Source organism: Streptomyces sp. NBC_00620 (assembly GCF_026341825.1).
GTDB lineage: Bacteria > Actinomycetota > Actinomycetes > Streptomycetales > Streptomycetaceae > Streptomyces.
Window position 1 is genome coordinate 1,220,607 of sequence record NZ_JAPENY010000003.1, and the last position, 19,081, is coordinate 1,239,687.

Below are 19,081 nucleotides of genomic sequence, written 5' to 3' on the forward strand. Positions count from 1 at the left end.
CAGTTGCTGGTCACGTGCACAGGGTCGTCCGCGTTCCGGTCGGGGGTCGCCGAGCTGCTCGCCGACACCGCCGTGCCGGTACTGCCCTGGGAGCAGGCGGTGGAGACCCCCGTATCCCTGGCGATCTCCGCGAGCTTCGGCGGCCAACTCCAGGCATTTTCCGGCAAATTGACCGTCTTGTCCCATGGCGTTGGCTACACTAAGAGGCTGGCGATACCGGATACCGGATACCGGATACCGGACGCCAAGAGCCTTCACCCTTGCCCGTGTTCGGGATGTCCCGCGAATGGCTGCTGGGCGAGGACGGAGAGCCGATCGCCGACGCGCTCGTGCTGTCGCACCCGGAGCAGTACGAGCGGCTGCGCGTCGCCTGTCCCGAGGCGGCGCCCACGGCCGTGCTCGCCGGGGACCCCTGCTTCGACCGCATGCTGGCGGCCCGGCCCTACCGCGAACGCTTCCGCCGCGCCCTCGGTGTACGCACCGGCCAGCGGCTGGTCCTGCTCAACTCCACCTGGAACCCGGAGTCGCTCTTCGGAGACGGCGGCGGAGATGACGTACTCCCCTCACTGCTCCCCCGGCTGACCTCGGAGTTGCCGGCCGACGAGTACCGTCTCGCGGCCGTGCTGCACCCCAACATCTGGCACGGTCACGGTCCCGGCCAGATCCGTGCCTGGCTCGACCGGGCCCGGCGCGCGGGGCTGACGCTCGTCGATCCGCTGGAGGGCTGGCGCCAGGCCCTGCTCGCGGCGGACGCCGTGATCGGCGACCACGGCTCGGTCACCTACTACGCCGCCGCGCTCGGCACGCCCGTGCTCCTCGGCGCCGCACCCCTGGACGGTCTCGATCCGGACGCACCGGTGTACGACTTCGTACGGGAGGCTCCGCGGCTCGACGCGCGAGCCGCGCTACGCCCCCAGGTGGAGTCGCTGCTCGCCGCCCACCGCGCGCTGCCGGATCCCGCCGGGTTCGCCAGTTCCGTGCCGGGCGAGTCGGCGGTGCGGCTGCGCCGCCTCTTCTACGAGATCATCGGCATCCCTGAACCGGACCGCCCTGCACTCCTCGAACCGCTCCCGCTCCCGCCGTACGAGCCCCCCTCGCACACCGTGCCGCTGCGCGTCCTGACGCGGCTCCTCGGTTCGGGCGAGGTCTCGGTCGTACGCCATGCCGACCCCCGCACCGAGCCGGAGGGTGTCGGCCTGGCGCACACGGCCGTGCACGAGGACACTCGCGACCCCGGCCAACTCGCCCTCGCTGACGTCGTGTTCAGGCACGGGTCAGCGACCGATCCGCGGTTCGGCTCCCCTGCGGAGTGGACCCGCGAGGTGCTCGCCCGTCTCCCGGACTGCGCGCTCGCCGCCTACGTCACGGGGCCGGGCGACTGCACCGTCCGCACCCGCGCCGGGGACCTGCTCCGGCTGACCGGCGAGCCGTCGGCGGCCGACGCCGATCCGGCCGCGTACGCCTCCGCCCTGCACGCCTGGCTGGCGGCGGGCAAGTCGCTGGACGAACTGGCCGCCCAGGGCCTGACCGTGCGCACCGGCCCGGCGGTTCATCGCGTACGGATCACTCCAGAGGACCGGCAGCGCTGACGCACCGCTCGCGCAGCGACCGAAGGTGCGCGAGGTGATAGGCCGCGTTCTCCTTCGCGAGGGCCGCGAGTGCCTCGTCGATCAGTGGCAGCGCCTGCGCGAACTCGTCGCCGTCCAGGCGGGTTTCGGCGAGGTCGGTGAGGGCGCGTGCCGTGTTGTACGCCTCGCCGCTCTCCCGGAAGAACCGCAGCGCACGTTCCAGCCGCTCCCGCGCCTCATCGCGGCGTCCGAGGCCGCGCAGGGCGCGCCCCCGGTGGCGCTCCAACAGGGCGCGGGCGCGCGGCAGATCACCCGCGCCCTCGTCGTCGTGGCCGATGCCGTCGAGGACGACGGCCGCCTCCTCGAAGGAGTCGTACGCCTCCTGCCAGCGCCATTGGCGCAGTCGCAGCAGCCCGAGGAACTCGACGGCGGAGGCGTGTCCGCGTGCGTGACCGGCCGCGTGTTCGTCCCGCGCCGCGGCGCGTGCCTCGGGCTCGGCCTCGTCCCAACGGTGCAACTCGGTGAGGGTGTGGGCGAGTTGGGCGTGCAGCGATCCGGCCGTCCGGGTGCCGGGGAAGTGGGCGTCGGCCGTGCGCGCGCCAATTCGGAGGGCGGGCAGGAGGACGTCGTGGTGGCCTGCCTTGAGCTGGAGCGGCCACAGGGCCTGGCAGAGCCTCGCGACGGTGTCCCAGTCTCGGAACTCCTCGGCGGCGTACACCGCTTGGACGAGATTTCGTGACTCGGTGGCGAGTGCGGCCAGGGCCTCGCCCCGGTCCGCGTACCCGAGCGGGGAGATGCCGGAGGGGACCCGCCAGCTCTCCGGGAGTGCCGCCTGTGCGGCGCCGACCGCCAGGTGCAGGTATCCCTCGACGGTCCGGGACACGGCGGCGGAGCAGACGGCGATGCCGTCGGTGGCGGCCGCGGCGGCTTCCGCGTGGGCGCGGACGACGGGACGGTAGTGGTAGCGGCCGGCGCCGGTGCGCTCAAGGAGCAGCGTGTCGGCGAGTTCCTCCAGGAGCGGGGCCGCCTCGGTCTCCTCGATGTCCGCGGCTCGTGCGGCGGCCGCGGCGTCGAAGGCGGGCCAGTCGCGGAGGCCGGTCAGCCGGTAGAGCCGGGCCGCTTCGGGGCGCAGCAGCCGGTAGGAGTCCTCGGCCGCGGCGCGCACCGGATCGCTGCCGGGCTGCGGTGGCTCTTCCACCGGGGGTGCGGAGAGGCGGGGCGCGGCAGCGCGCAGGGCGTACGGCGAGCCGCCGCAGCGCTCCAGTACGGCGGGCAGCGTGGCCTTGGCCGCGGTGATCGCGGGCTTGCCGGCCAGGTCGGTGAGGAGCCGTAGCGCGTCGCGCCGGGCCAGGGGGTCGACCTGGACCGGCAGGGCGTCGATGCCGGGGAACGGGCGACGGGTGACGACGACCGTGAACACGCCGGGCGCGGGGGTGAGCAGCGGGCGGATCTGCGCGGCGGACTGGGCATGGTCGAGCACCAGCAGCAGGCGTCGGTCGGCCAGGTGACGCCCGAAGCGGTCGACGCGGTCCTCGGTGGAGGGCGGTATCTCCTCGTCGGGCAGGCCGAGTTGGCGCAGCAGTGAGCTCAGGAGCGCCCCTGTGTCGGTCGCGCCGGGGCCGCGCAGGTCGGCATAGAGCTGACCGTCCGGGAAACGGTCCGCCTGGCGCCAGCCCCAGTGCACGGCCAGCGTGCTGGTGCCCATGCCCTCCCGGCCGTGCAGGAGTGCCACCCGGGGGCTGCCGTCGAACGCCCGCGAGGCCTCTTTGTCCAGGAGTTTCAACGCCTTCTGACGGTCCGTGAAGTACCTGGTGGACGGGGGCAGACGGGGATGCTCGGGCCGGGAACCGGCACCCGGCATCCGCACTCCCTGCGCGAACAGGGTCCAGGCGCGGGCGAGTTGTTGATCGCCCTGCACACGCTCGTGCACCAACTGCGCGACCTGCGTCAGCTGTTCGGCGTTCGTCGGTGCCGCGACCTCCCGGCCCGCGATCCGGCGTACCAGTCCCCCGGTCGACTCCCAGGCCCATCTGCCCGCTTCGTTGGCCATTCCCGAGCCGACGGTTCCGAGCACCGCCGAGATGGCCGCCAACGAGATGGGATCCAGCATGCCCCCGCACTCCCCGCTTCCCGCACCCGCGCCCAGCAGGGCGTCTCGCACCGCACACCGATGTCGGGTTCGACCATACGCGGCACGCGAAGCGAGGCGACGGCACAACCGGCCGTTTCAGCAGCCCAGTTGATGGCGCACCACCGCATCCGCGGCCCGGTCGGCCGCCGCCCGCCGGAAGCCCGCCGAGCGGCCGAGAGCCCCCTACCGCTCCGGCGGCGCCTGGTTCGTCGTTCGCGCCCCGTCCAGGAGAGGGCCGAGTTCCCGGGACACAGTCGTCAGGGCGCGTACGTCCCGCTCGGCTCTGGCGATGAGGAGCGCTCCCTCCAACGCGCTGATCATGAGGGTGGCGAGCGGCTCGGCCCTGTCGCGCGGTACGTCCAGATCCGTCAGCGCCTCCGCCACCGGGCGGTTCCAGCGGGCGAACGCGGCGGCGGCAGCGGTCCTCGTGGACTCGGTGGACTCCGCGCAGTCCACGGTCGCCGCCGCCACGGGGCAGCCCGAGGTGTATCCCGCTGTCCGGAGCTCCTCGGTCCACTGCCGCACCATCGCCGCGAACAGACCACTCGGCGTCGGTTCCGGCAGCTCGGCGAGGAAGCGGGCGACGCGCTTGCCCGCGTAGCGCCCTGCCCAGTCGACGGCCTCGTTGACCAACTGCTCCTTGCCGCCCGGGAAGTAGTGCTGGAGCGAGCCGCGCGGCGCCCCGGCATGCACGGCGACCTCGCGCATGCCCGTCGCGGTGACCCCGTCGCGCCGGATGAGCTGCGCCGCGCTGAACACCATCCGCTCGCGCGGGCCCCGCTCGGAACCCGTCATCATCGGCCTCCCGCCCTGACTGCCGTACACATCGGATCTCATTATGACAGCCGTCATGAAGCTCGCTACTATGACAGCCGTCATGGGCAGCAGCGGGGTGGCCCGGCCCTCTCGCCGGCCAGAGACGGCGGTGCGTCGTGTACGTGGGTTTCATCGGCCTCGGAACCATGGGGCAGCCCATGGCCCTCAATCTGGCCCGGGCCGGAACCGCCCTCCTCGTCTGGAACCGCACGGCTGCCAGAGCCGAGCCGCTGCGCGCGGCCGGCGCCGAGGTGGCGTCCCGTCCCGCCGAGGTCTTCGAGCGTGCCCGCGTCGTGTTCCTGATGCTGGCGGACGGAACCGCGATCGACGAGGCCCTGGGACGGGGCACCCCCGACTTCGCCAGGCACGTCGCCGGGCACACCGTGGTCCACATGGGGACGACGTCGCCGGAGTACTCGCGCGGACTGGAGGCCGACATCCGCGAGGCAGGCGGCCGGTACGCCGAGGCCCCCGTCTCCGGATCACGGGTTCCTGCCCAGGCCGGGCAGCTCGTGGCGATGCTCGCCGGGGACGCCGTGGCTGCCGAGGAAGTGCGCCCGCTGCTCGGGCCGATGTGTCAGGAGACGTTCGACTGCGGGCCGGTGCCGAACGCCCTGCTGATGAAGCTCTCGGTGAATCTGTTCCTGATCACCCTGGTGACCGGCCTCAGCGAGGCGTTCCACTTCGCCGACCGGCAGGGCCTCGACCGGAAGCTGTTCCTGGAAGTGCTGGGTGCCGGCCCGATGTCCAGCGCCGTATCCCGCATGAAGGCCCCGAAGCTGCTGGAGCGGGACTTCGCCGTGCAGGCCGCGGTCCGCAACGTACTGGTGAACAACGAGCTGATCGCCGAGGCGGCCAGGAAGTCCGGCCTGGCCTCCCCGTTGCTGGACGTCTGCCACGCCCTCTTCGAGGAGACCGTGGCGCTGGGACACGGCGGGTCCGACATGGCCGCCGTGCTCCACGCGATCGAGGCCCGCACCGAAGGCGCGAGCGGAGAAGGTCCGGTGTCAGCCGGGAATGCCGTAGGCGCGCTCGACGTGGAGCCGTAGCACCAGTCGGCGGTCGCGGACCATGGCGGCGCGGTAGTCGTCCCAGTCGGGGTGCTCGCCCACCACATCGCGGTAGTAGCGGATGAGTTCCTCGACGGTCTCGTCGTGCGGGTCCGAGGCGACGGGCGTCAGATCCGCCGTGCCCTCGGCAACCGTGTAGGCCCTCCGGCTCTCGCTGGTCACGTGGTACGAGGCCCGTGCGTCCCGGCGCAGATTGCGGGTCTTGGCGCGGTCGTCCGTGAGTGAGATCCGGATGATGCGTTCGTCGGGGTAGTAGGCGTGGCTGACATTCGACAGCTGGGGCCGGCCGTCCTTCTTGAGGGTGACGAGCACCCCGCCCTTGTACTCGGAGAGCAGCTTGAGCAGTGCGTCCTGCGTCGCGTCCTGAGTCATGGCCTGGTCAACGCTGCGGGCAGCGCCGGGCATTCCTGGTAGACACTGTCTACTCACCCTGGTAGACAGTGTCTATGAACAGCGAGCAAGAGGCGGGACTGCGGGCCCGCCTGATCGAGACCGGGGTCGACCTGGTGGCCGCCGAAGGCGCCCAGGCGCTGTCCCTGCGTGAGATCGCCCGGCGGGCCGGGGTCTCCCACGGAGCCCCGCGCCGCTATTTCCCCACACACCTGGAGTTGCTGTCCGCCATCGCCCGCCGGGGTTTCACCGACCTCGGAACCCGGGCGGCGGAGTCACTCTCGGGCGAGGCGTCGTCTCCCCGCGCCCAGCTCAGCACACTGGGGCGGGTCTACCTGGACTTCGCGCTCACCAACCGCGGAATGTACGAGCTGATGTTCCGTCACGATCTGCTGGAGAGCAATCGGCTGGGACTCCGCGAGACGAGCCTGCCGCTGTTCGGCGCCCTGGTGGACCTGGTCGGCCAGGTCCGGCCCGAGGCCGACGCGCAGGTCGTCGCGGGTGCGTTGTGGGCGAACCTGCACGGGATCGCCCAGCTGTGGAGCTTCGGCAGCCTCCAACTCACCACGGGCGCGGACGACTTCGTACCCCTGCTGCATGCGGCACTGGACGCGCACCTGGGGCCCGAGCCCCGATGAACTCCCGCTTCCACCGTCGGCTCACGCTCGCGAGCAGTGTCACCGGCGCCGTGGCGGTCGCCCTGGACGGAACCGTGCTCACCGTCGCGCAGCCCACCCTGCAACGCGATCTGCACGCCACGTTCGCACAGGTCCAGTGGACGAGCACCGGCTACCTCATCGCGGTCGCGAGCCTGTTGGTGTTCGCGGGCCGGCTCGGGGACCGCTACGGGCACCAACAGGTCTTCGCCGTGGGGATCCTGGGATTCGGCGCGACGTCGGCGGCGATCGGTTTCGCGCCCGGCATCGAATCGGTGATCGGACTGCGGGTGGCGCAGGGCGTGTTCGGCGCGCTGCTGCAACCTGCCACGCTGGGGATGCTGCGCGCCGCCTATCCCGCCGACCGGCTCGGGATGCCCATCGCGCTGCGCACCAGTGCCATCGGTCTCGCGGCCGCGGCCGGTCCGGTGGTCGGCGGGGCGCTGGTGACCGCTCTGGGCTGGCGCGCGGTCTTCTTCCTCAACGTCGTGCCCGCGCTGGTCATGGGCGTCCTGGCGCTCGCCGTCCGGGGCCCGGCCCGGAGCAGGGCCGCCTCGGGCGGACTCGACGTGCCGGGGGCCTGTCTGCTCGCGGTCGCGCTGGTGAGTCTGGTGCACACGCTGGTCGGGATACCGGAGGCCGGCTGGACGACGGCGTCCACGCTCGGCCTTGTGGTGGTCATGGGCGTCCTGGCGCTCGCCGTCCGGGGCCCGGCCCGGAGCAGGGCCGCCTCGGGCGGACTCGACGTGCCGGGGGCCTGTCTGCTCGCGGTCGCGCTGGTGAGTCTGGTGCACACGCTGGTCGGGATACCGGAGGCCGGCTGGACGACGGCGTCCACGCTCGGCCTTGTGGTGGTCATGGCCGCGGGCGCCGCCTTCGTACGTCACGAGCGCCGCACCGCGAGCCCGTTGGTGCCCTACGACGTCCTCGGCTCCGCGACCGTCGGTGCGGCGCTCGGCATTCTGGTGGCCGGGTCGGCGGCGATGCTGGGCTCATTGTTCGTCGGCAGCTACTACCTGCAGGAGGTCCTGGAGCTGGACCCGCTGCAGACCAGCCTGCGGGCGCTGCCCGGGGCCGTGATGATGGTGCTGGGCGCGCCGGTTGCGGCTGTGCTGCTGCGCCGGCAGGGTGCGCGCCGGACGACGCTGGCCGGGATGATCGCCCTGACTTCGGGTGTCCTGCTGCTCTCCCGGCTCGACCGGGCCTCGACGGCCGTGTCGATCGGCGGTGGGTTCCTGCTGCTCGGCGCCGGTTTCGGGACGGTGATGGTCACCGCGACGGCTGTTCTCGTACGGCAGGCCTCGGCGGAGTCGGCCGGAGTGGCGGGCGGGCTGCAGCAGACGGCGATGAATGTGGGCCCGACGCTGGGCGTCGCGACCGCGACCCTGCTGATGGCACTCGGGACCGGTGTCGACATGGGCCCGCCGCTGACGGCACTCGCGGCCGTGTCCGCGCTCGGCGTCATGCTCGCGGTGAGGCTACCGGGGCCACCGGGATCCCCGGGACGCATTCGCCAGGAGTCCATCAACAAGTACGGGGCAGGCGACGGTTCATGAATCCGTAGGGGACCATGAAGCGAGTTGGTCCAAGAGCCGCAGCCCGGAGGAGAACCATGGGACACCTGCGACAGGAGGCCGAGCCGCGCGAGGCCGGCCTCGATCCGAAGGCGCTGGCCCGCCTCGATCAGCATTTTGCCCACCTCGTCGGGGACGGAAGACTCCCCGGGTACCTCGTGTCCGTGTCCCGGCACGGCCGCGTCGCCCACCTCACCGCCTACGGCTGCCGTGACCGGGCGGCCGGGCTCCCCGTCGAGACCGACACCCTGTGGCGGATGTACTCGATGACCAAGCCGGTCACCTCGGTCGCCGCGCTGATGCTCCTCGAGGAGGGACGCATCCGGCTCGACGACCCCGTCGCCGACTTCCTCCCGGCCTTCGCCGACCCCCAGGTGTACGTCGACGGATCCGGCGCGGACACCAGGACCCGCCCTGCCGCACAACCCATCCTGATCCGGCACCTGTTGACGCAGACAGCGGGCCTGACCTTCGGCTTCTACCACTCGCATCCCGTCGACGCGCTGTACCGGGGCGCCGGTCTTGAGTCGTCCGTGCCGCCGGGCGCGGATCTGGCCGAGACGTGCGAGGTGTACGCCGGACTGCCGCTCCAGTTCGAGCCGGGCACGCAGTGGAACTACTCGGTCGCCACCAATGTCCTCAGCCGCGTCATCGAGGTGGTCTCCGGCCAGGACCTCGACGAGTTCCTGGCCGAGCGGATCTTCGCACCGCTCGGTATGAAGGACGCCGGATTCTGTGTCACGGGCGAGCAGGAGGGCCGGCTGGCCGAGTTGTACGGCGAGGACGACGAGGGCGGGATCACCCCGATCGCCGGGCTGCCCCTGCACGGCCGCCCCCGCTGCGTGTCCGGGAGCGGCGGCATGGTGGCCACCGCCCACGACTACCACCGCTTCATGGAACTGCTCCGCCTGCGCGGAACACTCGACGGCACCCGCCTGCTGAAGCCCGGGACCGTGGACCTGATGGCGTCCAACCACCTCCCCGGCAACGCCGACCGCCGCACCTTCGGCAGCCCGGTCCACCAGGAGCCCGGCAACGCGGGCCTCGGCTTCGGCCTCGGCGTCTCCGTCGTGGTGGACCCGGAGATCACCCAGTCCCCGACGGGGCAGGGCGCGTACGGCTGGAGCGGAGTGGCCGGTACGACGTTCTGGGTCGACCCGGCCAACGACCTGACCGTGCAGTTCCTGACCCAGGTCCGCCCCACCTCCTCCCACTCGGTCTTCCGCGAGCTGAAGCGACTGGTGCACGAGGCGGTGCTGGACTGACCCCGGTCACCCGGTCCGCAGGGTGAAGTCCACTCCGTCCCGGGCCAGTTCGGCGAGCCACTCCTGCGACCGGCCGGCTGTCTCCGCGGCGCGGCTCAGGCCCGGCGGGAGCGAGCCGTCCAGGATGTGACGGACACCGAGGGCGAGCGTGCGGGAGACGCAGCGGGCCATGGCGCTCTCCTCGGCGGTGCCTTCCAGGTCGAGGAGATAGCGCCCGGACCAGTCCTCCCCCGAGCCCGAGCCGCCGCGCACATCCAGCGAGACGGCGAGTACGACCCGGTCACGGTCGGCCTCGGTGGTCGGGTAGGCCGTCGCCAACTCCCGCGCGAGGGCCACGATGCGCTGGTCGTCGCCCGCCTTCAGCTCCTCGAACACCGCGTCCCAGGCCTGCAGCCAGCCGTCGAGACGGAGGGTGCCGCGGACGAACGTCCCCGGTTTCCAGGCCTCCGGAAGCCCGTACTGGTCGAGGAAGGGGACGCTGTCACGGTTGGGGTAGACCTCGAAGCTCTCACCGTCGATCACATGAGTGCGGGTCGCCTCCCAGGGGCGGGCGGCGGTCGTCACCGCGCCGTCCTCGACGTAACGGGCGGGCGAGCGCAGGGCGCCCAGGACGCCTGCCGGTGCCCAGCTGAAGCGGTACTTGAAGTCGTTGGGCACGGCAGGGATGCCGCCGCAGTACGAGGTGAGGCTGTACGAGGCGGCCGACTCGGCGCCGATCGCCTCCTGGGCGCGGGCGATCAGACTGTGCGCGAAGAGATGGTCGATGCCCGGGTCGAGCCCGCACTCGGTCAGCACCACGACACCCGCCGCCGCGGCCCCGGGCACCTGTTCCAGAACCGCGTCGGACACATAGCTGGAGCAGGCGAAGTGGGCGCCGCGTTCGACGCAGGCGGCGAGCAGCGGGGCGTGTTCGGGCGCGGGCAGCATGGAGACGACGACGTCTCCGGGGGCGAGTTCGGCGGTGAGCGCGGGGAGGGTGTACGCGCGGGGCTCGGCACGCCCGGTCAGACCCAAGGCGGCCAGACTGTGTGCAGCGCGCTCCTCGGTGCGATGCCACAGTCGTACGCGGTCGGCGGCGTCGCACGTCGCGGCGAGACCGCTTCCGGTGGACAGGCCTGCACCGATCCAGTGCACGGTGCCGCTCGCGGCCGTCGCCTCAGGCATCGCGGAACTCCCCTTCTCTTGCGCCGATTTCACGGCAGGCTTGACGGAACCGGTCGAGACCGCGGCCCCACGCCCCGCCGGTCTCGAACTCCAGGAGCATCGGCAGCAGGGCCGCCGAGAAGTCGACGCTCGCCTCCAGCGGCAGCAGGGAGGGCAGGTTGTCGATGGCGATCAGATCGAGGGCGGGCCGCTCGCGCAGCCGGCGGACGGGCTCCGTCCAGTCCGTGGTGGTGTCGTAGACCGGCAGTACGTTCATCGGCGATCCGACATCGCAGGTGACGTCGCACAGGGTGCGGAGTCGGCGGCCGGGCTCGTCGAGGTCCTTGTCGGTGAGGAAGGGCGGGACCGGGCTTGTGGTCAGGACGGTGTTGACCATCAACTCGTGTTCCAGCAAGGCGTGCCGGTCCAGATCGCGGGTCTCTGCGAGGTCCCAGCAGGTGGGCTCGATACCGGCCGCCTCCAGCGCGACCCGGGCGCCCCGGCCGCTGCGGCCCAGTGCGCCGATCACGAGAGCCTTCAACTGGCCGCCGTCTCCGGCCAGTTCCGCGTCCAGCTCTTCCTTGGACGTCGGCCGGAGCGGGGTCCGGAGCCTGCCCCGGTGGTGCAGTACGGCGAGGGCGGCGCCCAGATATCCGGCCCAGTAGCCGAAGGCGGCGAGCCTGCGCCCGTCGTCGTCCACCAGATATTCGAGGTCGAGCAGGGTCCCGCCGCCCGCGAGGAATCTGCGCAGCAGGGTCTCGGCGCCGGGCTGCTGCTTGTAGGCGTGCCCGAAGAAGACATGGCGGTGTGTCAGTGCGGCCGGTTCGTCGGGGAGTTCCTTGAGGCCGAGGACGACCGCGTCCGACGGGGCCGAGACCCAGGTTCCGGTCCCGGCGACACGGCAGCCGGCTTCCTCGTACGCCTCGATCGGGAAGACCCGCTGCGGTGACTCCTCGACGGTTAGGGTCACGCCGCTCTCGACGAGCCGTCGGGCGTCCGCGGGCACGACGGGCGTGCGCCGCTCGGTCGTACGGGTCTCGTGGCGGAGCCACAAGTGGAGGGCGTTCATACGCAGTTGATCTCCGGGCGCAGGGCGTCGGCGGCGAAGCGTTCGGCGCTGAGGGGGCTGATGTCGACGAAGGGTACGCGGCCCAGATACAGATCGCGGACCACCTCGCCGACCGCCGGTCCCTGCAGGAATCCGTGGCCGGAAAACCCTGTCGCGTAAAGGAACCGCGTACACGAACCGGCCTCGCCGATCAGCGCGTTGTGGTCCGGTGTCATCTCGTAGAGGCCAGCCCAGCCGCCCGTCCTGCGCAGGTCGAGCAGGGCGGGGGCGCGCCGCTCCATGGCCTCGTACAGGCGCGGGATCCAGCGGTCGTGCGGTTCGGTGGAGAAGCCGGGGGTCTCGTCGGGGTCGGACATGCCGAGGAGGAGACCGGGGCCCTCGGTGTGGAAGTAGAGGCTGCTGGTGAAGTCGATCGTCATGGGGAGGTCCGGCGGCAGCCCGGGTACGGGCTCGGTGACCGCGATCTGGCGGCGCAGGGGCTCCACCGGAAGGTCCACGCCCACCATCGCGCCGATGGCCCGCGACCAGGCACCGGCCGCGCAGACGACGGTGTCCGTCTCGATCCGGCCCCGGCTGGTGACCACCGCCGTGATCTCGTCGCCGCGCAGTTCGATGCCGGTGACCTCGCAGTGCCGGAGCACGGTCGCGCCGTGCCGGCGGGCGCCGGCAGCGTAGCCCTGGACGACGGATTCGGGCGTGCAGTGCCCGTCGTCCGGTGAGAAGGCCGCCGCGAGGAGTCCGTCGGTGCTGATCAGGGGTGAGAGCCGGTGTGCCTCGGCCGGGTCGATCATGCGGCTGGGCACGCCGAGGGAGTTCTGCAGCCGCACGCCCGCCTCGAAGGAGGCGACCTCCTCGGGTGTGGAGAGCAGGAAGAGATAGCCGACCCGGTGCAGCCCGATGTCCTGGCCCAGCTCCTCGCCGAAACGGCCGAACGCCTCCAGACTCCTGGCCCCCAGCTGGATGTTGAGCTCGTCGGAGAACTGCGCCCGGACCCCGCCCGCGGCCCGCGAGGTCGACCCGGAGGCCAGTTCGTCGCGCTCGACGAGCACCACGTCGGGTACGCCCGCACGCACCAGGTGATAGGCGATGCTCGCGCCCATCACCCCGCCGCCGATGACGACGACCCGCGCCCTCCCGTTCACCGGCGGGACTCCTTGGCGCGGGCCGCGTCGATGACGGCCCAGGCCGCGGCGGCGTCCTGGATGCCGAGCCCGACGCTGTTGTAGAAGACGATGTCGTCGGGGTGCCCCCGGCCCCGGTGCGTGCCGGTGAGTACGCCGCCGAGCGGAATCAGGTCCTCCTGGGCGAGCCGCCCGTCCCGCAGCGCGTCGACGACCGGACCTGCGTGCTCCGCCGCCGTCTCCGGATCGTCGACGACCACCGCCGCGGCCCGCCGTACGACCTCCGCGTCGACCTCGCTCCTGCTGGGCTCGAAGGAACCGACGCTGACGACCGTGCACCCCGGCGCCAGCCACTCGCCCCGTACGACAGGCGCGCTGCTGAGGGTGCAGGCCGCGACCATCGGCAGCCCGGCGACGGCTTCCTCGGCCGTTTCGACCGCCTTGACGGCGACTCCGAGTTCGGCCGCGAGGCGCTGCGCCGCGTGCGCCCGGCGACCCGGGTCCGGACTCCACAGCCGTACGGACGCCAGCTCCCGTACCCGTGCGACGGCCCGCACATGGGCCAGGGCCTGGGTGCCGGAACCGAGGACGCCGAGTTCCGCGCTGTCGGCGTTGGCCAGCGCGTCGAAGGCGACGGCGCTCGCCGCTGCTGTGCGCAGGGCCGTCACCGCCGTACCGTCCATGACGGCGGCGAGCTGTCCGGTGACCGGGTCGAGCGCGTTGATCACCGCGTGGACGGTCGGCAGCCCGGCCGCCGCGTTGCCCGGGTTGACGCTGCCGATCTTGGCGACGGCCCCGGTGGCCGCGGACAGCCGCGCGAGGTAGGCGAAGACGACGCTGTCGTCGAAGCGGCTGGGGTGCATGATCTTCCCCGGGAGCTCGGCGGTGCCGTCGCCGAGCGCGGTGAAGGCCGCGCGCTGCGAGGCGATCGCTGTATCGGGGTCGAGCAGCTCCCGCACCTGCTCGCGCGACAAATACAGCGGACCGCCGTCGGCGTCGTCGTCTTCTCTCATTCCTCAGTGATAGCCGTCTTTGCCGATCCGCAAAAGATCGCGGTCGACCAAGTGGGATCCGTTGAGGTGGGATCCGCCCAGGTGGGCTCCGTCCAAGTGGGGGAGGTGGTGGTCCATTCGCTCCCGCTTGGTCAGCAGATAGCTGAGGTTCTCCTCGCACGGCGGGATCAGCAGGGGGACCTGTTCGGCGACCTTGATGCCGTGGCGCAGCAGTGCCTCGCGCTTGCGCGGGTTGTTCGACATCAGCCGCACGGACCGCACGCCGAGGTCGTGCAGGATCTCCGCCGCCACCCGGTAGTCGCGGGCGTCCACCGGCAGGCCCTGGGCGAGGTTCGCCTCGACGGTGTCCATGCCCTCCGACTGGAGCTGCATCGCGCGGAGCTTGGCGAGCAGGCCTATGCCCCGGCCCTCGTGGCCCCGGAGGTAGACGAGGATGCCGCGGCCCTCCGCCACGATGGCGCGCAGCGCGGCGGCGAGCTGGTCGCCGCATTCGCAGTGCATGGATCCGAAGGCGTCACCGGTCAGGCACTCCGAATGCAGTCGGGTGAGAGTGTCCCCTTCACCGATGTCATCCAAGTCCCCGTACACCAGGGCCACTTGTTCCTCTTCACGGTCGTGGTCGAGGTAACCGACCGCGTGGAAAGCGCCGTACACGGTGGGCAATGGGGCAATCACGACGCGTTCGACACCTGTGAGGTGGGCATTCCCGCCGAGTACTCCAAAGTTATCTGTCATGATCTGATTCCTAAGCAGAGTCGAAAGGCCGTGAAAACATGAGTGGTTCGGGAACGCGCTCGACGGTATCCGGTCTGTTGCCGGTTGACACCACCGAAGACGTACGGGCGCGCGGGGCGGATGTGTCACGGCAGGTCGCCGTGCTTCCGGTCGGAAGCTTCGAACAGCACGGTGCGTTCCTGCCGCTCACGACGGACACGCTCGTCGCGTGTGCCATCGCGCGGGAGGTCGCCGCCGCGTATCCGGTCCATCTCCTTCCTCCGGTGACGATCTCCTGCTCGCACGAGCACGCCGCGTGGCCGGGGACCGTCAGCATCTCTTCCGTCACGCTCCACGCGGTGGTCAGGGACATCGCCGATTCGCTCCGCCGGTCCGGCGTCGACACGCTGGTGCTGGTCAACGGACACGGCGGAAACTACGTACTGGGCAATGTGGTTCAGGAATCCGCGGGCAGCGGTACGCGGATGGCGCTTTTCCCGGCCATGGAGGACTGGGACGCCGCGAGGGAACGGGCCGGAGTACAGACCTCGCTGCTCAGCGATATGCACGCGGGGGAAATAGAGACCTCCATTCTTCTGCACGCCCATCCGGAATTGGTCAAGGCCGGTTACGAGACTTCCGATTTCCTCGCGGACGACCGGCGGCATCTGCTCACCCTCGGTATGTCCGCCTATACCGAGTCCGGTGTCATCGGCCGTCCCTCGATGGCCAGCGCCGAGAAGGGGAAGGAACTCCTGGCCGGGCTGACCGAGGCGTTCGCGGCGTATTTCTCCCTGGTGACGGCCAAGACGCTGCCCTTGGAAACCGGGAGTTCGGAGACCGGGAGCGGCGAGACCGGGAGTCGCAAGACCGGGACTGCGGAGATCTGAACCTCGGGGGTCTGCACCTCGGAGATCTGCACCTCGGCGGTCGCTGATCGTCGGCATTCTTCGTGCCCTCCTGCGCTCTCCTCGCGGGGGCGCCGGAGCGCCGCCGCCCACCGGACGACCAGGACGGCGACGCCGGGCAGGCTCGCGGCGAAGCTGAGCACGCCGTAGACCACGGCGACGGTAAGGCCCATGCTCGCGCCGAGCCCCGCGGCTCCGAACGCCCAGGCGGCGACGCCCTCACGCGGGCCCCAGCCGCCGACGTTCAGGGGCAGCCCCATGGCGATCAGGGCCAGCAGCGCCAACGGCAGCAACTCGGCGGGGGACGCGGTGGATCCGGCGACCCGGGCGGCGAGCAGGAACGTGGCCAGGTGACCGGCCAGCACCACGACCGAGGAAAGCGCCAGGCCCGGCCAGCTCCCCCGGGCGAGCAGGGTGCCGCGTGCTTCGACGAGCGCGGCGCGGAAGGCACCGTACCGCTGGGAGCGGCTGGGCGTCCGCACCCGGCGCACCGCGCCGACGGTCACGACTCCGCACACCGAGACGATCGCCAGGACCAGGGCGAAGTGGCGGGTCTCCGTGAGCACCGGGGACGGCTGGGTGAGCAGCACCACCACTCCGACCACGGCCAACACCGCCTGGCCCGCGGTCCGTTCCAGGACCACCGCCCGTACGCCGCGGCCGACGTCCCCGGCGCTCTGGCCGTGCCGTACGGCGCGGTGCACATCGCCGAGGACCCCGCCGGGCAGCGCCGCGTTGAGGAACAGCGCCCGGTAGTAGTCCGCGACGGCCTGCACCAGCGGCAGCCGGATCCGCAGCCCGCGCGCCACCAGGCACCAACGCCAGGCGCTGAACACCGTGGTGACCAGCCCGATCGCGACGGCCGCGAGCAGCGCCATCCCGTCGACCCGCCGCAGCCCGTCCAGGAAGACGCCCGTACCGAGCCGCCAGAGCAGCACCGCAAGAATCACGGCACCGGCGACGGTGCCGATGTGGGTGCGGATCCGGCGGGAGTTGGCGCGGGTGCGCTTCGGACTCGTGGTCACGTCCGCCCCCGCGCTCACAGCGCCCCACCCGTCGGCCGGGGAAGCGCCAGCACATCGCTGTGGTGGACCACCACGCGCAGTTCACCCGCGGCGGCCGCCGCCACCCGGGACCGCAGATACGTCTCTGCGTGGGCGGCGAGTTCGGGTCGCTCCTCGCAGGCCGCGCCGACCCAGCCGCGCAGCCACTCCTCGGTGAGCGCGGCGGTTTCGGGGCCGAGCCGCCAGGGGCTCGGGTGGGTGCGGACCGTCGCGCCGTAGCGGGCGAAGGCCTCGCAGGTGGCCGTGATGGCTTCGGGACCGAGCAGGTCACCGCGGCGCTGGTGGGCGTTGAACGCCTCGGCGAACTCGGCGTCGAGCGGTTCGGCCGGGGTGAATTCGACCCGGCCGACGACGGAGAGCGTCAGCAGGGCCGGCACTCCGGCGCCCGCGCAGGCCGCCGCGAGGCGGTCGATCTCGTCACCGGTGAGCACGTCGAGCAGCGCGGAGGCCGTCACCAGCGAGGCCCCGGCCAAGGCGTCCGCGGTCAGCCGGCCGATGTCACCGCGCTGCGTGGTGACGGTGACCCGGCTGCCGTCGGCGGCAGCGCGCGGTGCGCCCACCGTCGCGAAGTGGAGCAGATAGGGGTCCCGGTCGTGCAGGATCCAGTGCTGACCGCCGTCGAGCCTGGGCGCGAGCCAGCGGCCCATGGACCCCGTGCCACAGCCGAGGTCGTGAATCACCAGGTCGTCGCCGCGTACCGGCCGGTTCGCGAGACGGATACGCAGCGGGTCGAGCAAGTCGGACGCCCGTGCGGCGGCATCGGCGCCTTCGCGCAGCTGCAGCCACTGGGGCGCGTATCGAGGCACGTCATCGGCGCCGACCGCGTCGACGCGCTCCCCCGGCACTCCCGCCCGAATCTCCGGCTCGGGCACGCCGGGCAGACCTGAGGGAGTGGTGGCCGTACTCATGCCGCCCTCCTGGGTTCCCGCGGCAGCCGTCCCAGGACGCCGGCCAGGCTCCGGGCCGTGGTGGCCCAGCCGTTCAGCGCGGCGCGCCGGCCGCGGGCGGCCGCCTTCAGACGACGGCGTACGTCGGCCTCGCCGAACCAGCCGCGCAGTTCCACGGCGAGAGCCGCCGGGTCCTCCGGTGGTACGAGGATGCCGGGCACTCCGCCGTCGGGTGCGCGCCCGACGGCCTCGGGCAGTCCGCCGACGTCGGTCGCAAGGACCGGGATGCCGCGCGCGAGTGCCTCGGTGACGGCCATGCCGTACGTCTCGGCGTAAGAGGTGAGGACCATCAGGTCCGCCGCGGCGTAGCTCGCGTCGAGTTCGGCGCCCACCTGCGGTCCGGCCAGGTGCAGCCGGTCGCCGAGGCCGTGCTTCTCGATCAGGGCGCGGAGCTCGGTGACGTACGCCGGATCCTGGCCGAGTGCGCCGACGCAGACGCAGCTCCAGGGCAGGTCGGTGACGGTCGCGAGGGCCTCGACCAGCCGGTGCTGCCCCTTGCGCGGGGTGACCGCCGCGACGCACAGCAGCCGCGAGACCCCGTCGGTGCCGGAGGCGATCGGCGCGATGTCGGCGCCGGGTTCGGCGACATGGACCCGGTCGGGGGCGAGCCCGTGGTGGGCCACGAGCCGGCGCACCGCCCATTCGCTGGTGGCCACGACGGCCGACACGGCCCGCAGCGTCGTACGTTCCTTGGCGTCCAGTTCGGCCGCCACGGCAGGTGCGAGCCCCGTCTCGTCGCCGAGCGGCAGGTGCACGAGGACGGTGAGGGCGAGCCGTTCGGCCTCGGGGACGATGATCTCGGGGACGCCGCAGGCGACGAGTCCGTCGAGCAGGACGGTTGTGCCGTCCGGCAGTTCCCGCAGCGTGCGGGCGAGTTCGGTGCGGGCGGCGGCTCCGGGGCGCGGCCACTCGCCCGCGACGGCGTGCCGGTGGACCTGCCAGCCGAAGCCGGGGAGGTCCAGGCAGAGCCGGCGGTCGTACGCGTTGCCGCCACTGGGCGCGGCCGGGTCGTCGACGCCGCCCGGCATGACGAAGTGCACGGAGTTCAGGGACATGGGGATGATCTCGGCCTTCTGGAGAGCCGCGTTCTGCACCGGCACGTAGTTCAGGGAAGCCTGGTTCCCGTTCACGGATGCCTGGTCGATGGTCGTGTCGGTCACAGCGCACGCTCGTAACTCGCCCAGGCGATGTGCGACTCGTGCAGGGTGACGGTGATGCCCGCGAGCCCTTGGGCGCCCTCGCCCAGCGCCCCGGCGTGCACGCGGTCGGCGAGGCGGTCGGCGATGACCTTGGCCAGGAACTCCGTCGAGGTGTTGGTGCCCTTGAAGACCGGTTCGTTGTCGAGGTTGCGGTAGTTCAGGTCGCTTACGACAGCGCCGAGCTCCTGGGTGGCCAGCCCGATGTCGACGACGATGTTGTCGTCGTCCAGCTCGGCGCGCCGGAAGGTGGCGTCCACCAGGAACGTCGCCCCGTGCAGGCGCTGCGCGGGGCCGAAGACCTCGCCACGGAAGCTGTGGGCGATCATCAGGTGATCGCGGACGGTGATGCTGAACAACGGACGACCCTCCAGGTGCGGTGCGTCTGATCCCCTGCCGGGACCGTGCCGTGTAGTACGGCTGGTCCGTACTCCTT

The 19,081-nt window shown here is 71.9% G+C and carries 17 protein-coding genes and 1 pseudogene; 6 read left to right on the plus strand and 12 right to left on the minus strand.

Translation table 11 applies throughout. The features are described from left to right. The first annotated feature begins 266 nt into the window (after positions 1 to 266). Positions 267 to 1,589, plus strand: a complete 1,323-nt coding sequence (locus tag OG246_RS36710) for a hypothetical protein (RefSeq protein ID WP_266474971.1) — start codon at positions 267 to 269, stop codon at positions 1,587 to 1,589. Here the strand turns inward: OG246_RS36710 and OG246_RS36715 are convergent. Both OG246_RS36715 and OG246_RS36720 read right to left on the minus strand, forming a co-directional pair. Beyond that, positions 1,564 to 3,678 carry a tetratricopeptide repeat protein gene (locus tag OG246_RS36715; protein WP_266473108.1) on the minus strand — a complete coding sequence of 705 codons (2,115 nt, stop codon included), beginning with the start codon at positions 3,676 to 3,678 and terminating at the stop codon, positions 1,564 to 1,566. The genes OG246_RS36710 and OG246_RS36715 overlap by 26 nt on opposite strands. A gap of 204 nt (positions 3,679 to 3,882) precedes the next feature. After that, positions 3,883 to 4,494, minus strand: a complete 612-nt coding sequence (locus OG246_RS36720) for a TetR/AcrR family transcriptional regulator (protein WP_266474972.1) — start codon at positions 4,492 to 4,494, stop codon at positions 3,883 to 3,885. 137 nt (positions 4,495 to 4,631) lie between these two features. Here OG246_RS36720 and OG246_RS36725 point away from each other — a divergent pair, with 137 nt between their 5' ends. Further along, the gene (locus tag OG246_RS36725) at positions 4,632 to 5,564 is read left to right on the plus strand and encodes an NAD(P)-dependent oxidoreductase (RefSeq protein ID WP_266473109.1); all 933 of its coding nucleotides are present in this window, start codon (positions 4,632 to 4,634) and stop codon (positions 5,562 to 5,564) included. On the opposite strand, the gene OG246_RS36730 is transcribed toward OG246_RS36725, so the two are convergent. Further along, a complete protein-coding gene (locus OG246_RS36730) occupies positions 5,523 to 5,957 on the minus strand; it encodes a PPOX class F420-dependent oxidoreductase (protein ID WP_266473111.1) in 435 nt (144 codons plus the stop codon). The genes OG246_RS36725 and OG246_RS36730 overlap by 42 nt on opposite strands. A gap of 74 nt (positions 5,958 to 6,031) precedes the next feature. Between OG246_RS36730 and OG246_RS36735 the strand changes: the two genes are divergently transcribed. Genes OG246_RS36735 through OG246_RS36745 form a run of 3 tightly spaced genes read left to right on the plus strand, consistent with a single transcriptional unit; the run spans position 6,032 to position 9,470 of the window. Continuing rightward, positions 6,032 to 6,613, plus strand: coding sequence for a TetR/AcrR family transcriptional regulator (locus OG246_RS36735; RefSeq protein WP_266473112.1), 582 nt, complete (start codon positions 6,032 to 6,034; stop codon positions 6,611 to 6,613). Continuing rightward, positions 6,610 to 8,187, plus strand: a complete 1,578-nt coding sequence (locus OG246_RS36740; RefSeq protein ID WP_266473114.1) for an MFS transporter — start codon at positions 6,610 to 6,612, stop codon at positions 8,185 to 8,187. The genes OG246_RS36735 and OG246_RS36740 overlap by 4 nt, the downstream gene beginning before the upstream one ends. A gap of 56 nt (positions 8,188 to 8,243) precedes the next feature. Next, entirely contained in the window at positions 8,244 to 9,470 is a 1,227-nt protein-coding gene (locus tag OG246_RS36745) for a serine hydrolase (protein WP_266473116.1), read from the plus strand. Between the two features lie 6 nt (positions 9,471 to 9,476). On the opposite strand, the gene OG246_RS36750 is transcribed toward OG246_RS36745, so the two are convergent. The 5 genes from OG246_RS36750 to ribA are packed head-to-tail and all read right to left on the minus strand — an operon-like array spanning position 9,477 to position 14,551. Further along, a complete protein-coding gene (locus OG246_RS36750; protein WP_266473117.1) occupies positions 9,477 to 10,634 on the minus strand; it encodes a saccharopine dehydrogenase family protein in 1,158 nt (385 codons plus the stop codon). After that, complete coding sequence (locus OG246_RS36755) at positions 10,627 to 11,682, minus strand: saccharopine dehydrogenase (RefSeq protein WP_266473118.1); 1,056 nt, start codon at positions 11,680 to 11,682, stop codon at positions 10,627 to 10,629. Before OG246_RS36755 ends, OG246_RS36750 begins: the two co-directional genes overlap by 8 nt. Then, positions 11,679 to 12,824, minus strand: a complete 1,146-nt coding sequence (locus OG246_RS36760; protein WP_266473119.1) for an FAD-binding oxidoreductase — start codon at positions 12,822 to 12,824, stop codon at positions 11,679 to 11,681. Before OG246_RS36760 ends, OG246_RS36755 begins: the two co-directional genes overlap by 4 nt. Further along, positions 12,821 to 13,816: an ornithine cyclodeaminase family protein gene (locus tag OG246_RS36765; protein ID WP_266473120.1), complete on the minus strand. Its 996-nt coding sequence runs from the start codon at positions 13,814 to 13,816 to the stop codon at positions 12,821 to 12,823. Before OG246_RS36765 ends, OG246_RS36760 begins: the two co-directional genes overlap by 4 nt. 3 nt (positions 13,817 to 13,819) lie before the next feature. Further along, the gene (ribA, locus tag OG246_RS36770; protein WP_266473122.1) at positions 13,820 to 14,551 is read right to left on the minus strand and encodes a GTP cyclohydrolase II; all 732 of its coding nucleotides are present in this window, start codon (positions 14,549 to 14,551) and stop codon (positions 13,820 to 13,822) included. Between the two features lie 38 nt (positions 14,552 to 14,589). Here ribA and OG246_RS36775 point away from each other — a divergent pair, with 38 nt between their 5' ends. After that, complete coding sequence (locus tag OG246_RS36775) at positions 14,590 to 15,420, plus strand: creatininase family protein (protein WP_323178364.1); 831 nt, start codon at positions 14,590 to 14,592, stop codon at positions 15,418 to 15,420. A 197-nt stretch (positions 15,421 to 15,617) separates the two neighbouring features. Here OG246_RS36775 and OG246_RS36780 read toward each other — a convergent pair. From OG246_RS36780 to OG246_RS36795, 4 genes and pseudogenes are all read right to left on the minus strand, one after another. Further along, positions 15,618 to 16,481, minus strand: a pseudogene (locus OG246_RS36780) (lysylphosphatidylglycerol synthase transmembrane domain-containing protein); the annotation flags it as partial. Continuing rightward, positions 16,478 to 17,410 (minus strand): class I SAM-dependent methyltransferase, encoded by a 933-nt coding sequence (locus OG246_RS36785; RefSeq protein ID WP_266473128.1) that lies wholly within the window; start codon positions 17,408 to 17,410, stop codon positions 16,478 to 16,480. The gene OG246_RS36785 and the pseudogene OG246_RS36780, both read right to left, overlap by 4 nt. Continuing rightward, entirely contained in the window at positions 17,407 to 18,609 is a 1,203-nt protein-coding gene (locus OG246_RS36790; protein WP_266473130.1) for a glycosyltransferase family 4 protein, read from the minus strand. The genes OG246_RS36785 and OG246_RS36790 overlap by 4 nt, the downstream gene beginning before the upstream one ends. Then, the gene (locus OG246_RS36795; RefSeq protein ID WP_266473132.1) at positions 18,606 to 19,004 is read right to left on the minus strand and encodes a 6-carboxytetrahydropterin synthase; all 399 of its coding nucleotides are present in this window, start codon (positions 19,002 to 19,004) and stop codon (positions 18,606 to 18,608) included. Before OG246_RS36795 ends, OG246_RS36790 begins: the two co-directional genes overlap by 4 nt. Between the last annotated feature and the right edge of the window lie 77 nt (positions 19,005 to 19,081).

Excerpts from the sequence above, each read along its gene's own strand:
- OG246_RS36715 (WP_266473108.1), bottom strand. The coding sequence starts at position 3,678 with ATGCTGGATCCCATCTCGTTGGCGGCCATCTCGGCGGTGCTCGGAACC.
- OG246_RS36720 (WP_266474972.1), bottom strand. The coding sequence starts at position 4,494 with ATGACGGGTTCCGAGCGGGGCCCGCGCGAGCGGATGGTGTTCAGCGCG.
- OG246_RS36730 (WP_266473111.1), bottom strand. The coding sequence starts at position 5,957 with ATGACTCAGGACGCGACGCAGGACGCACTGCTCAAGCTGCTCTCCGAG.
- OG246_RS36735 (WP_266473112.1), top strand. The coding sequence starts at position 6,032 with ATGAACAGCGAGCAAGAGGCGGGACTGCGGGCCCGCCTGATCGAGACC.
- OG246_RS36740 (WP_266473114.1), top strand. The coding sequence starts at position 6,610 with ATGAACTCCCGCTTCCACCGTCGGCTCACGCTCGCGAGCAGTGTCACC.
- OG246_RS36745 (WP_266473116.1), top strand. The coding sequence starts at position 8,244 with ATGGGACACCTGCGACAGGAGGCCGAGCCGCGCGAGGCCGGCCTCGAT.
- OG246_RS36750 (WP_266473117.1), bottom strand. The coding sequence starts at position 10,634 with ATGCCTGAGGCGACGGCCGCGAGCGGCACCGTGCACTGGATCGGTGCA.
- OG246_RS36755 (WP_266473118.1), bottom strand. The coding sequence starts at position 11,682 with ATGAACGCCCTCCACTTGTGGCTCCGCCACGAGACCCGTACGACCGAG.
- OG246_RS36765 (WP_266473120.1), bottom strand. The coding sequence starts at position 13,816 with ATGAGAGAAGACGACGACGCCGACGGCGGTCCGCTGTATTTGTCGCGC.
- ribA (WP_266473122.1), bottom strand. The coding sequence starts at position 14,551 with ATGACAGATAACTTTGGAGTACTCGGCGGGAATGCCCACCTCACAGGT.
- OG246_RS36775 (WP_323178364.1), top strand. The coding sequence starts at position 14,590 with ATGAGTGGTTCGGGAACGCGCTCGACGGTATCCGGTCTGTTGCCGGTT.
- OG246_RS36785 (WP_266473128.1), bottom strand. The coding sequence starts at position 17,410 with ATGAGTACGGCCACCACTCCCTCAGGTCTGCCCGGCGTGCCCGAGCCG.